Source organism: Paenibacillus apiarius, from assembly GCF_017052585.1.
GTDB classification, from domain to species: Bacteria; Bacillota; Bacilli; order Paenibacillales; family Paenibacillaceae; genus Paenibacillus_B; species Paenibacillus_B apiarius.
Genome location: NZ_JAFFHZ010000001.1, coordinates 202,317 through 215,462, shown reverse-complemented (window position 1 = coordinate 215,462; position 13,146 = coordinate 202,317). Strand labels below are relative to the sequence as shown.

Below are 13,146 nucleotides of genomic sequence, written 5' to 3'. Positions count from 1 at the left end.
TAGCGTTCGGCGATATCTTGATGGACGGGTCGAAGGATGCTGCCATCGCAGGGGCGGGCTGGGTGTCATGCAAAACCGATCTGCGCATATCTTCCGTTTAAATTTTCCCGGAATGCGCTCTTTCGTCAGTTCGGGGAGCTGGCTGATCATCGATGTCGATGGCATATTTGCCTAGATGCTCCCGCCACTCGGCGTTCAACGGGGCATTCGTGATGAGCTTGTGAAAGGCGGCATAGCCAGCAATTTTGGCAAGGCCATTCTTGTCGCATTTGGACTGATCCGCTACGAGGAAGCTGTATTTGGCATTTTGGATCATCATTTTGCGTATTTCCGCTTCATTCTCATTCGTATCTGTCACCCCGTGCCGCATATCCATGCCAGAGCAGGAGATGAACGCCTTGTCAGCCAAATACAAGGATATCGCTTTGGCGGCCGCATGGCCCGAATAAGACAAGGAATGATGCCGCAAAGTGCCGCCGGTACATATCAATTTGATATGATCGGCATCGGAGAGCTCGGTAAGCACTTTGAGCGAGTTCGTAATGACGGTCAGATGCTTAAGTGTTTTCACTGACCTGGCGATATGAAGCGAGGTCGTACTGGAATCGAGCATTATCGTGTCTCCGTTTTTGACGAGCCGTGCGCATTTGGAACCAATCCACTTTTTTTCCGCCAAATAGAAGTCTTCCCGCACCCATATCGGAAGGTCGGTAATAAGATCATCCTCCAGAAAAGCGCCGCCGTGCGTCCGCTGCAGCAGCCCTTCTCTTTCCAGGCGGTCCAAGTCTCTGCGTATGGTTTCTTCAGATACGCGGAAATGCCTGCTTAGTTCGGCAACCAACACTCTGCCATCACGGTGCAAGTGCTGCATGATGCCTTTCCGGCGTTCAATCGCTAACAACGCAATCACACATCCTTATTGTTTCGTTAATGCTTGTTCGTGGTGACCTCTATTATATCGGAAAATTTTGGCGATTTCACGAGATTATATCATGAACATTTTTTATTGAATTATCTTTTCAAATCAGACGGAAAGGAGTAGACTGAGGTGGAATTCATTATGAAATCGCATTCATACTGCAATGAACTAAGGAGTGGATGTTTTCCATGTCTTCGATGCAAGCAAAACCCCGCCTTGTCTTTCCGGTAATTAGCGATGTGCATATCGCGCCGACAGGAGAAGAGTGCATTCATAAGTTCGAACGCGCGCTCCAGCAATTGAATGCGCGCGCGCCGAAGCAGGATGCCTTCGTCATTGTAGGGGACCTGACCAATAACGGAATGGTAGAAGAGTATGAACGCCACATGAAGATTTTCCGCCAGCACAAGCTGCCGGAAGCAGAGGCGCTCATTGCGATCGGCAACCATGATTATTGGAACGGATTGCCGCCCGCACAAGCCCAAGCTCGCTTTCTTGACATGACGGGCATGGAGTCGATATATTATCATCGCATCATTCAGGGGCATCATTTTATCGTCTTGGCTACGGAAGATACGATGACCCATGGATACTTCTCGCTCCAACAAATTGAATGGCTGAGCAAGCAGCTGGCAGAAGCGGCTGCCGATGCTCCGGCGCAGCCGATCTTCGTGTTCCTGCACCAGCACTTGAAGGATACGGTATACGGCAGCGAGGAATGGGGGATTCAAGATAACATCGAAGCGCTGATGAACGCGTTGAAGCCTTATCCGCAAGTCATTACATTCTCGGGGCATTCGCATTATCCATTGAACGATCCCCGCAGCATTCACCAAGAGCATTTCACTTCAATTGGAACCGCCTCCCTAAGCTATATGGAAGTGGAGAGAGGGAAGCTGCAGGGGAATCTTCCGCCCGGCCACCGGGAATTCAGCCAAGGCTGTCTGGTTGAGGTATATGAGGACCGGGTCGTCATTGCGCGCTTGGATTTCTGGAATGCACGGGAAATCGGAGAGTCTTGGTCGGTTAAGGTTCCAGCAGCTAGAGCATCATTTATTTATACAAGTGAGCGAGATACAGTAAAGCCTTCTTTCCCGCAACACGCGGGTATCATTGTCGATGAGGAGCATACGACGCCGAATTCTGTACGCATATCGTTCGATCAAGCGGTGGATGACGAGCTGGTTCATTCCTATCGAATTGAAGTGAAGCGCGCAGATGGAAATGAAGCGGTGCAGCATTTGGCTTATTCCGAATATTACAACTATCCGCTCGTGGACAAAGTGTGTGTGACGCTGCCCGATTTGCAGCCGAATCAAGCGTACGAGCTCGAAATACATGCCATCGACGCATTCCAAAATGTTAGCGATCACAGCTTGAAAGCAGCCTGCCGGACGACGGCAGTTCCAACCTCCGTCTAGGACGGCGGCTTTATCTCAATGAAATGCGGCTTGCGCCCCTTTGGCCGAGGGGTGCGAGCCGCATTTCATTTTGCTTGGCGAACTCCAGCCTTCCGCTCCTTTTTTTCACTCACATGAAACTCCATGGAAAAGTATCATTTTTCGTTGATTGTTCATATATCGGTTGAATCGCTTTAATCTTACAATGAAGGTACGCGAAGAGATAGATAGACATATGGAAGGAGAGGAAGGAGCGCCATGTATAGAGAGAGAAGAAACAGAAAAATATCCAATGAAAACAGGTTGCCGTTATTATAAGGATTACGGTACTGATTCGGTGTAACAATCACTTGGAACTAACCAATCACATCTACATTTACAGATAAGGAGGGTCAACTGATGGCGCGATTAACAGTCAGCCCTGATGCAGAGAGCGGGTTGAGCCTTGATAATCCGAAGAAAAAGAAGAGCACCATTGCCCGCTTTTTCGGACAAATCGATTTGCAGTTGATGGTTATACCCGCTTTAGTGCTTATATTTGTGTTCAGCTATATTCCGATGTACGGTGTTCTGATCGCATTTCAGGACTACAAAATCGGCAGCAGCAGCTTCCTGAGCAGCCCCTGGGTCGGGCTGAAGCACTTCCAAGCTTTCTTCGATTCACCTGACTTCAATATCGTCATGCGCAATACGATTGTCATCAGCCTTTTGAAGCTCGTTATTGGATTTCCCGCGCCGATTATACTGGCGCTCATGTTGAACGAAGTCCGCAAAATCTTTTTCAAGCGAATCGTGCAAACGATTACGTATTTACCGCACTTCATGTCATGGGTCATTGTCGGCGGGATGGTAAGCACCATGCTTGCGACGGATAACGGCAGCATCAACATGCTGCTCGAGAAGCTGAGGGCTATCGACGAACCGATTAATTTTTTATCCATGTCCGAATATTTTTGGAGCATTCTGGTTACGACCAACGTCTGGAAAGAAATCGGATTCGGCTCCATCGTATACTTGGCAGCCATTGCGGGCATCGATCCGCATATGTATGAAGCCGCTTCCATGGACGGGGCGAACCGTTTCAAGCAAATCTATTTGATAACGCTTCCGAGCATCATGCCGGTCGTTACCATCTTCCTTATTTTAGCGATAGGCAACCTGCTCAGCGCAGGCTTCGAGGACATTCTCATTCTCGCCTCGAACCCGGCCTTGAGGGATGTGTCCGACGTAATTGATACGTATGTCATACGAGTCGGCATTAACAATTACCGGTATTCCTATGCAACCGCCGTCGGCTTGTTCAAAGCCATCATCAGCGTTGGCTTGCTGACGATTGCCAACTATGTAGCTAGAAGATCCGGTAACAGCCTGTGGTAGTAAGGACACAATTAGAGGGGGTGCATGTCGGTGGTGCGTGAAAGCTTTGGCGATCGGTGTTTAACCGTTTTTATTTATGCGTTTCTTACAATTCTTGCTTTTTCAACCTTCTATCCGTTCTGGAATGCCATCGTCATCTCATTTAACGAAGGCATGGATACGACCAGGGGCGGAGTTACCTTTTGGCCGCGTGAGTTCACATTGGAGAACTATTCCATTGTATTCAAGGATGAACGCTTGATGAATGGCTTTGTCATCTCCGTTCTGCGTACGATTATCGGTACCGTATCGGCCATCTTGGCGACGGCCATTTTCTCATACGGCATGTCAAAGAGAGAGCTTATGGGGCGCAAATACTATATGATTATGTGCGTCTTTACCATGTATTTCTCCGGCGGACTCATTCCGTCGTTCCTGCTTATTCGCAGTCTCGGATTGATGAACTCGTTCTGGGTCTTCATCATTCCGTCGCTTATCGGCGTGTGGAACATGATTATATTCCGGACCTTTTTCCGCGGGCTCCCCGCAGGGTTGGAAGAATCGGCCAAGATAGACGGCTGCGGCAACTGGGGAACGCTGTTCCGGATCGTGCTGCCGCTATCGGGACCCGTGGTCGCGACTCTATCGTTATTCACCGCGGTTGCGCATTGGAACGAATGGTTTACGGCGAGCATTTACATTTCGAAGGAAGAATTGCTCCCAATTCAGACCATTCTGAAGCAAATTCTCGCTTCAAATATCGTATCCGAGCAGACAGCCGGCATGGATTCGGCGGCTCTGGCACGCATGCAGCAGGCGAAGACCGTCACGAGCAAGTCGCTCTCGATGGCGACGATGATGGTAGCGACAATTCCTATCGTACTGGTGTATCCTTTCGTTCAGAAGTATTTCGTTAAAGGGGTGCTCGTCGGTTCCTTGAAGGAGTAGACGAACCTGGTTGGCCCGTTAACGCGTTTAGAGCACATTTGCTTTAAACATAAAATTATGTGTTGAAAGGGGAAAACAGCGAGATGAAGAATAGGAGAAAGCTGTTCTTAAGTGTCATGTCCGTGTTGATGGTTCTATCTTTGCTGGTCGGATGCACCGGCAATAGCGGCACCAATGCGGAAGCACCCAAGCAGGAGGCGAATACCGGGCAGAGCGAAGAGAAACCGGGGGAAGCAAGCGGATCTGGGTTGTATGAGCTGGGCAAAGAGCCGCTCGAGTTTACGATTTTCGGAAACTACGATTGGTACACGATGCCGAAGTGGGGCAAAGACGCGACGACCGCTTGGATTCAAGAGAACAAGAAAGTAACCATCAAAGAGATTCCGAACGGCGGCAATAACGTGCAGAAGCTGAATACGATGATCGCTTCCGGCGAGCTGCCGGATGTCATCTGGGGCGAACGTGGCGCCGATGTGGAACGGCTGCGCGAAGCGGGCATGCTTGTGGCGTTGGATGATTACGTAGATAAATATCCGAACTTGAAAAAGTGGCTCGATTCGAAGGCGCTGAACATGCTGCGCTCTCCAGACGGCAAGCTCTATCAATTCCCGAACTGGTATACGAATCGGCCAAACGGAAATGCTGGCTGGGTCGTAAACAAAAAAATCTATACGGAGCTTGGATCGCCGAAATTGGAAACGACCGACGATTTGTACAACTATCTGAAACAAGTAAAAGAGAAGTATCCGGATGTAATCCCGTTTGAGACGGACTTGGCAAAAGACGGTCACGGTCTCGATCAACTGTATTCTGCCTTCAGGGAGAACAACCTGAGCTTTACGCGCTATTTCGCGGTGCCGGACGGCGACACGATGAAGTCGATTTACAAGGATGAAGGGTTCCGTGAATCGGTCGTCTTCGCGGCGAAGCTGTTCCGCGAGAAATTGATTACGCAAGACGCGATGACGCAAACTCAAGACCAAGTCAAGGAAAAATTGATGAACGGGCGCGTTGCGGTATACGCATCTTCCAACCCGACGGTCAATGGCATGCAGGCGCATTCCGAATTGACGAAGAAAGACCCGGATGCCGGCTATTTCATGGTGTGGCCGATTCATAAAGAAGGTCTGGACAAAAACAAGATCTATCCAGGCACGTACAATAAGCTTGGCTGGAACGCTGCCGTTATTACGACAAGCGCTAAAAATCCAGAAGCGATCTTCGCATTCCTCGACTGGTATACGGGTTCCGAAGGCATGACACTCCAGATGTGGGGACTGGAAGGCGAGTACTGGCAAGGCCTGGAGGAAGATGGAGTTACACCGAAGTTTACGGAAAAGTACACGACAGACAAGGAAGGACTCGCTAAGTATCAGGCCAAAATGGACCCGCTCATGTGGGTGGGCAATACGGTTTACGTGGACGACATTAAGGGAAAATTCGAATCTGCGCTTCCAGAGAACGAACGAAATTGGTCCACTTACTGGCAATATGAGATTACATGGAAGACCCAAGGCGATTCAACTGAGTTCATCAACTTGAATCCGCTGCCGGAGACGGAAGAGGGCATTATTCATCAGCGTGTCAAAGATACATGGATGAAGGCGCGGGCGCAATCATTATACGCGAAGTCGGATCAGGAGGCTTTGGACATTCTGGATAAGGCGCATGAAGATTCCATGTCGGCAGGTTTCCAGAAGGTGCTTGATTTCTACGCGAAGAGATGGCAGGAAAACTTAAAGATCATTAACGGTTAATTATAACGGAAAGCAGTACGGCGAGGGGGACCCATCTTACGGGGAGCCCCCTCGTTTGTGTGCCGGACGCCAAACCTGCCGTCGTATAACCGATTTAACTTTCCAAGAGGATGCAGTAGAGGGTATACTTGCAATATAGTTGTAAATATTCGACATCAGCGGGTCGTGAGAATTGTCACAGGAGGAGTCTGCATACATGTACAAAGTACTGCTGGCGGATGATGAGATGCTGGACCTGGAAGGGATGAAGCAGTTCATTCCGTGGTCTGAGCTCGGTCTCGAAGTGGTGGGTGCGGTTAACAATGGCTTTTCGGCCTGTGAAGTCATGGAGCAGCAGTCCGTCGATATTTTGGTGACGGATGTGAACATGCCGAATATGTCCGGCCTGGAACTTGCCCAGCGGGCCATCGATAAGAAATCAGATGTCCGGATTATATTTGTAAGCGGTTACCAAGATTTCCATTACGTTAAGCAAGCGCTTTCCCTGAAAGCATGCAGCTATGTGCTGAAGCCAATGGATGACGATGAACTGATCGCTTCGCTCCATAAAGTCATCCAAGAACTTGAGGAAGAGCAGCGCCGGCGGGAGGCGGAAGAAGACTATCAGTATATGATTCCGATGGCGAAGAACGACCTTCTAATCCGTATTTTTGAGGGCGATCTGACGTGGTATCGATCTGGAGGCTCCATGAGGCTGGCGTCATCTTACGGATTGGAAGCGGTGAAGTGGCCGGTTCGCGTGGCCGTGATGGAACTGGACGACGCGGTGTGGCTGCAGCCCGGCAGCAGTGAAGCGGCGCTTCAGGATATGCGCGCCGCCTTTCTGTATGAAATTCGCGAGATTAGTCTCCGGCACGGCATGCCCCATTGCTGCAAGCTGTCGCGGCAGCGTCTGGCCATCTTGATGGATGATGAAGGCGCTCGGGATTGTATCGCCGAGATGTATAATTCGATAAAATCCAAATTATCACTGTCCATGACGATCGGATTAGGCAAACCGATCCCCAGCTTGGACCAAGTGCATATTTCATATAAACAGGCGCTTGAAGCGCTGGACGGCAAAATGTTTCTCGGCAGAGGCAATCTCATTGACTATGAAGACGTCAGGCGCGCGCCGGAGCTGAAGGACGCCAGAACGCTAGATATCCGTTTGGACGCCTTGTTCAAGGCGATGTCTCAATATGAGCTGGTCAGCATTCACGACGAGATCGAGAATCTGTTCCAGTCGGTGTGCTCGCTGCGTTCGAAATTTACGGTTCATAATTTAGCGATGTATATCGTGTGGAAGCTGGATCAATATTTGGATTCCACCGATGAGAATTTGTTCGACATGCTGGGGATGGATCTGCATAATCTTGATATTTTGCTGCAATTCGAGACGGTGGGGGATATTCGTTCATGGCTCATCCGCAAAGTATTCGAGATTTCCGAGCTGCTGCACGAGAAAGACAGCTCCAAGAACAGCAAGCTCATCCGGGAAATCTTGAAAACCGTCAAGGAGCGTTTGCATGAGAACATCACGCTGAAAGATATTTCGCATCAATTTTCGTTTTCGCCAAACTATTTGGGGCATTTGTTCAAGGAAGAGGTGGGCAAAACCTTTAGCGAGATGCTTATCCAAATCAGAATGGAGCGGGCGTGCGAGCTGCTCAAGGATCCGACGCTCAAAATTTACGAAGTTGCCGATCAGGTGGGATATCGGTATATCCCGTATTTTAGCAGACAGTTCAAGGAAACCTTCGGCATGACGCCTATGGAATTCCGCAAACGAGAGTCGTGACGGAGGACGAATCATGTCAATGCCTGCGCAAGCGAAAAAAGCGAAATATTTGCCGTTCGGTTATAAGCTGATGCTCACCTACATGGTGTTTATTATTATCCCGGTCATTGCGATTGGATATTTCTCGCATTCGATGTATCAGGATTCCATCCGCAAGCAGACAAGGACGAACATTCAGAGCACCCTGCTGCAAATCCGGGACAATATTCAGTATAAAATGGAGGACGTGCAGCGCGTGTCGTCCATGCTCTATTTTGACTACTCGCTCGTTACGCACCTGCGCAGCTATGGGGAGGGCTGGGAGAGCTATGAGCGGACGACGAATATTATGATGCCTAAATTCAATATTGCGCTGAATGCGACTGGCTTGGACTTGGCGATGTACTTGTTCCTGGCTAACGATACATTGCCTGAAATCTATCATGGTTCATTCACGGACGAAAATCCGGAAAAGCTGGAGCGAAATTATAATCTCTATCATCTAAAACGAATTACGGATAAATCGTGGTACAAAAACTATCCGATCGAGCAATATGGACAGACGATGCGTTGGCAGCAGGTGGAGCGGGACGGGGACTTCGGCCGCATTTCTTTGCTGCGCCGGCTGGTAGACAGCAACGTGCCGCTTCGCTTGAAGGAAATCGGATTTATCCGCCTGAGCGTCCGCATACAGGAGCTGTTCCAAAGCGTCGATTACCTGAAGATCGATGAAGGCAGCGTTCTGGCCGTCAAGGATGAGCGCGGGAACATTTTGTACCAATCGGGCACTTTGCCGAACGGCCTCACCCCGGAGAACATTCCGGACAGCCATTACTTAACGATTAAGGAAACGATGAAGCAGCCTGCCTGGGAATTGGTTGCCTACGTGCCCACGACCATTATGGAACGGGATTCAATGAGGGTCCGCATGTTCATCATCGGAATTTGCCTGTTGTGCGGTATCGTATTTACGTTTGCAGGTATTTTTATTTCCAGATATTTTTCGATTCGGATGACGAAAATCGTATCCGTCCTCAACGCTTTCCGTGAAGGGGATCTGCACAAGCGCATGACCTACAAGGGCAAGGATGAATTTTCGCAGATCGCGGTGGCGCTCAACGAGATGGGGCAAAACATCGGCGATCTGATTCAAGAAGTATATATGACGCAAATTGAGAAAAAGGAAGCGGAGCTGGAATCGCTGCAAGCGCAGATCAATCCGCATTTTTTATATAACACGCTCTCGTCTATCAGCCGCCTGGCCAAGTTCGGCGAGACGGATAAGCTGCACCGTATGGTGATGGATTTGGCGAAATTTTATCGTTTGGCATTGAATGACGGGCAAATGATTATTTCGGTACATAAAGAGCTGGAGCAGGCCAAGGCATATATCGACATCCAAAAAATTAAATACGGGGATCGGATGGAAGTGCAGTTCGATATTGAACCCGACATCTTGTCATACCGCACGGTTAAGCTCGTGCTGCAACCGTTTATCGAGAATGTGCTGGAGCATGGGTGGTGCGGGGATCGGATCCATATCCGGGTCATCGGCAAAAAGGAAGGAAGCGAGATTGTATTTCGCATCATCGACGATGGGGTAGGAACCACGTCAGAACGAATTCGACAAATTTTCGATATGCGTGATCATGTCAATGCGGGCTACGGGATCCGCAATGTTGACCAACGAATTAAGCTGCATTATGGTGTGGAGTACGGGGTCAGCATGTATAGCCGCCCGGGCATCGGCACTTCGGTAACGATTCGAATTCCGGCGAAGCGCAATTAATTTCCCACGAAGTACCAGACATCCTGTATAATAGACAAATATGCAATCTGTTCTGGAATGGAGGGAAAGGGATTGAATTCGAGATCATTGGCCTATGTGGCTGTTCGATTGCTGGCGCTGTACTTCTTCATTACTTCCATCGTTCAATTATCGAATGTGGCGCAAGTTAGCCTGCCACCGCTCTTATACAATAAAGAAGCATTGAATCGCAGTATGGACCAGAATGTAGTGCTCTTCGTGACGATGCTGCTTCCAGCCGTCGTCACGCTGCTCGCCGCTTGCATCTTATGGTGTTCGGCCTATCGTATTTCAGGCGCGCTCTCCCCCTCGGGGATGAAGGAGGCCGCCTTCGTGGCGCGGGAGGAAGAGCGGGAAGATCAGCCGCTGCCGCTTCGCACGAAGACCCATGCGCTAGCTCCGCTTACGAAGCCGTTGCTTCAGATAGCGCTCGGCATATCCGGAATTATTTTGCTGGTGCTGAGTATTCCCGAGTTCATACATATGATTGTGACGCTGTCTTATGTGGATACGGGGATGTATCCGGATCAGATGCAGCGGGAGTTCAACGCAAGCTTTCTGCAAATTATCGTGAAGCTTCTGCTTGGCTTTTGCCTGACCATAGGCGCTGGCGGAATCACGCGGTTTATTACGCGCTCCAATACGGCGCAGCTTTGAGGAAGGCAGCTGTCATGTCTGAATGGAGCGTGCTCGGGTAAGGGGAGGAATGATGATGGATAAGAGATGGAAATTGATTATAAGAGGCTACGTTATTCCGATTATATTAGCTTTCAGCCTCAGCTTTCTCGTGCAGAAGGTTGCGTATGCTCAGGTTATCGTGCAGCAGCATTCGATGCAAAATACATATCATCCGGGAGATCGGCTCATCGAGAACAAGTGGGTATATCATTTGTTCGAGCCGGAACATGGGGACGTAGTCATTATTGATCCGACCTTCGACGGAAAACGCTTCATCAAACGCGTTGTTGGCGTTGGAGGGGATACATTGGACCTGCGTGACGGTTATCTGATCGTCAATGACAACGTGATTGACGAGCCGTACACGGAAGGAAAGACGTGGCCGAGGAAAGTCGAATTTCCTTGTGTCGTTCCCGACGGACACGTATTCGTCCTGGGAGATAATCGCGAGATTAGCGAAGACAGCCGCGAGTTCGGACCGGTCCCATTAACGAAAATAGAAGGCAAAGTGGAATGGAAGATATGGCCTTGGTGGTAAACCGAGGCGGTCCCATGCTTGCATGAGGGGAAAGACGGCTGCACGGTAACGCAGTGCGCACGAAGGCAAGGGCGGGTCGAGGCAGACGGACAAACAGGAAAGCGGTGCATGTCCAGGCAAGTGCATGGATTCACCGCTTTCTTTGATCATTGCAACGTGAACACGATTCCGAGCGTATTCGGACCGCAATGGCTGGAGATGACACAGCCGCAATCCGATGTGTAGACATGCTTGGCGCCAGTGCGCTGCTTCAGCTCCGACTGCAGCATGGCGGCATCATCGTATGAGAGTGAATGAGTGACGAATATCGTATCCAAGTCCATGCTGCCTTGAAGGGACAGCGCATTATTTTTCAACTGCTCCAGCGCTTTCTCGCGTTTGCCGCGAATCTTGTTGGCAGGCGTCATTTTACCTTCAATGACTTTGATGACCGGACGTATCTTCAACAGGCTGCCAATCAGATTTTGCAGTCCGCTGCAGCGGCCTCCTTTATATAAATAGTCCAGCGTGTCGATGATAAATTCCGTTTCAACCTTGCCCCGGACCGACTCTACCAACTGTACGGCCTCATCCAATGATTTTCCCGCTTCCAGCGCTCGCGCCGCTTTCAGCACCTGGATTCCGATTCCGGTAGATAGATTCAGCGAATCGATGACCTTCACCGTACCTTCTCCGAGCATGTCGCCTGCGATGGTCGCATTTTGGATCGTGGAAGACAATTGGGAGGACAGTCCAATATATAATATTGTGTGTCCTTCATGGACATATGGTTCGAACGCCTTCATGAAATCTGCGGGAGACGGAGCCGATGTCTTCGGCAGCTTGCCGCATTCCTTCACGCGCTGATATAATTCAGGCGTCGTGATGTCTACGCCGTCCCGGTAGGCCGTATCGTTGAAAGTGACGTATAACGGAACGATGCCGATATCGTATTGTTCAAGCAGTTCTTTCGGCAGATCGCAAGTGCTGTCCGAAAATAGTTTGACGTTGTTCATGATGCTTCCTCCCGAATGATATGTAACCTTTCCATCAGACATCTAACCATTATACTTCAAAATGAAAAAACTTACATGCGCCAGCCCCGTCGGGAGCTGTAGAAAAATGTTCCAAACCCTGTTGTCAGTTGCGTGTGATACCCCGTCACGGTATACTGGAACAGAATTTGTGTTACATATTTGAATCCATATAACGAGGGAAAGGATAAAGAGCAGCGAAGATGATTACAGAAGCAAAAGCAATGAGACGCATTCAATGGGGTTTTTTGTTTTTTATAGATTATGCTCCGGGCGGATTTGACCTTTTACCCGATGTGGTCGGCCTGGCATTGATATGGAGCGGCTTGAACGAGCTGTCTGCTGAATCCGTTCGGTACCGGCAAGCGAAGAACGTATGTATTCCGCTGCTCGTGCTGGCGGTAATCGAAGTGCTGCAGCCATTCTTTATCGCCGGAACGCCTTCACTGTTCCGTGCCTGGTTCGGCGTTATTCGCAGCATTGTCGAGACCGGATTAAATATTGCGCTGGTGACGCTGATGTGCAGCGGATTAAGAGAAATTGCGTTGGAGAGGGGACAGGCCTCCTTTGCCCATACGGCCCGCAGACGGTCGTTATATTTCGCGGTTGCATTAGCATGTTCCATGAGCATGATCGGCTTTGCCTTGGCATCTCCCATGGTATTTTCGGCGATGTCCGCGCCGATGTTCCTGCTGTACATCATTGTCGTTTTCATGCTGATGGGATTATTCGGGCAAGCGGCCAAGCTTGCGTCAAAGCAAGCATAGCTTCACCCTCTGGAAAAGACCCGTTTCGGGTCTTTTTTTAGTTAGGCTATGTTTGTCTGCGCATGATCTGGATGGCCTTCTCAACAAGGACGAATCCCCATTGTCTTATCCGCATTGGATTATATACAGTGGCTCAGCAGCATATATCTCTTAATGACAGGTTTCGGTGGATTTTATGCAATGCTTTGACACTTATTGCGCAAT

At 49.6% G+C, this 13,146-nt stretch carries 11 protein-coding genes; 9 read left to right on the top strand and 2 right to left on the bottom strand.

What is annotated here, in order from left to right:
• Window positions 1–97: 97 nt before the first annotated feature.
• Window positions 98–910, bottom strand: a complete 813-nt coding sequence (locus JSQ80_RS01000; RefSeq protein WP_254912185.1) for a DeoR/GlpR family DNA-binding transcription regulator — start codon at window positions 908–910, stop codon at window positions 98–100.
• Between the two features lie 197 nt (window positions 911–1,107).
• Between JSQ80_RS01000 and JSQ80_RS00995 the strand changes: the two genes are divergently transcribed.
• The 8 genes from JSQ80_RS00995 (at window position 1,108) to lepB (ending at window position 11,162) form a co-directional block, all read left to right on the top strand.
• Window positions 1,108–2,340: a metallophosphoesterase gene (locus JSQ80_RS00995; protein WP_206094005.1), complete on the top strand. Its 1,233-nt coding sequence runs from the start codon at window positions 1,108–1,110 to the stop codon at window positions 2,338–2,340.
• A 378-nt stretch (window positions 2,341–2,718) separates the two neighbouring features.
• A complete protein-coding gene (locus JSQ80_RS00990; protein ID WP_087433644.1) occupies window positions 2,719–3,696 on the top strand; it encodes an ABC transporter permease in 978 nt (325 codons plus the stop codon).
• A gap of 30 nt (window positions 3,697–3,726) precedes the next feature.
• The gene (locus JSQ80_RS00985) at window positions 3,727–4,623 is read left to right on the top strand and encodes an ABC transporter permease subunit (RefSeq protein ID WP_206094004.1); all 897 of its coding nucleotides are present in this window, start codon (window positions 3,727–3,729) and stop codon (window positions 4,621–4,623) included.
• Between the two features lie 83 nt (window positions 4,624–4,706).
• The gene (locus JSQ80_RS00980) at window positions 4,707–6,380 is read left to right on the top strand and encodes an extracellular solute-binding protein (protein WP_206094003.1); all 1,674 of its coding nucleotides are present in this window, start codon (window positions 4,707–4,709) and stop codon (window positions 6,378–6,380) included.
• A 196-nt stretch (window positions 6,381–6,576) separates the two neighbouring features.
• Complete coding sequence (locus tag JSQ80_RS00975) at window positions 6,577–8,160, top strand: response regulator (RefSeq protein ID WP_206094002.1); 1,584 nt, start codon at window positions 6,577–6,579, stop codon at window positions 8,158–8,160.
• 13 nt (window positions 8,161–8,173) lie between these two features.
• Window positions 8,174–9,928 (top strand): cache domain-containing sensor histidine kinase, encoded by a 1,755-nt coding sequence (locus tag JSQ80_RS00970; protein WP_206094001.1) that lies wholly within the window; start codon window positions 8,174–8,176, stop codon window positions 9,926–9,928.
• Window positions 9,929–10,000: 72 nt separating this feature from the next.
• Window positions 10,001–10,603, top strand: a complete 603-nt coding sequence (locus JSQ80_RS00965; RefSeq protein ID WP_087433649.1) for a hypothetical protein — start codon at window positions 10,001–10,003, stop codon at window positions 10,601–10,603.
• Window positions 10,604–10,658: 55 nt separating this feature from the next.
• Window positions 10,659–11,162 carry a signal peptidase I gene (gene lepB, locus JSQ80_RS00960; protein WP_206094000.1) on the top strand — a complete coding sequence of 168 codons (504 nt, stop codon included), beginning with the start codon at window positions 10,659–10,661 and terminating at the stop codon, window positions 11,160–11,162.
• A 146-nt stretch (window positions 11,163–11,308) separates the two neighbouring features.
• On the opposite strand, the gene JSQ80_RS00955 is transcribed toward lepB, so the two are convergent.
• A complete protein-coding gene (locus JSQ80_RS00955; protein WP_206093999.1) occupies window positions 11,309–12,157 on the bottom strand; it encodes a DegV family protein in 849 nt (282 codons plus the stop codon).
• Between the two features lie 221 nt (window positions 12,158–12,378).
• Between JSQ80_RS00955 and JSQ80_RS00950 the strand changes: the two genes are divergently transcribed.
• Window positions 12,379–12,942, top strand: coding sequence for a hypothetical protein (locus JSQ80_RS00950; RefSeq protein ID WP_206093998.1), 564 nt, complete (start codon window positions 12,379–12,381; stop codon window positions 12,940–12,942).
• Window positions 12,943–13,146: the final 204 nt, after the last annotated feature.

Coding starts and splice junctions, on each gene's coding strand:
- JSQ80_RS00995 (WP_206094005.1), top strand. CDS start 1,108: ATGTCTTCGATGCAAGCAAAACCCCGCCTTGTCTTTCCGGTAATTAGC.
- JSQ80_RS00990 (WP_087433644.1), top strand. CDS start 2,719: ATGGCGCGATTAACAGTCAGCCCTGATGCAGAGAGCGGGTTGAGCCTT.
- JSQ80_RS00980 (WP_206094003.1), top strand. CDS start 4,707: ATGAAGAATAGGAGAAAGCTGTTCTTAAGTGTCATGTCCGTGTTGATG.
- JSQ80_RS00975 (WP_206094002.1), top strand. CDS start 6,577: ATGTACAAAGTACTGCTGGCGGATGATGAGATGCTGGACCTGGAAGGG.
- JSQ80_RS00970 (WP_206094001.1), top strand. CDS start 8,174: ATGTCAATGCCTGCGCAAGCGAAAAAAGCGAAATATTTGCCGTTCGGT.
- lepB (WP_206094000.1), top strand. CDS start 10,659: ATGGATAAGAGATGGAAATTGATTATAAGAGGCTACGTTATTCCGATT.
- JSQ80_RS00955 (WP_206093999.1), bottom strand. CDS start 12,157: ATGAACAACGTCAAACTATTTTCGGACAGCACTTGCGATCTGCCGAAA.
- JSQ80_RS00950 (WP_206093998.1), top strand. CDS start 12,379: ATGATTACAGAAGCAAAAGCAATGAGACGCATTCAATGGGGTTTTTTG.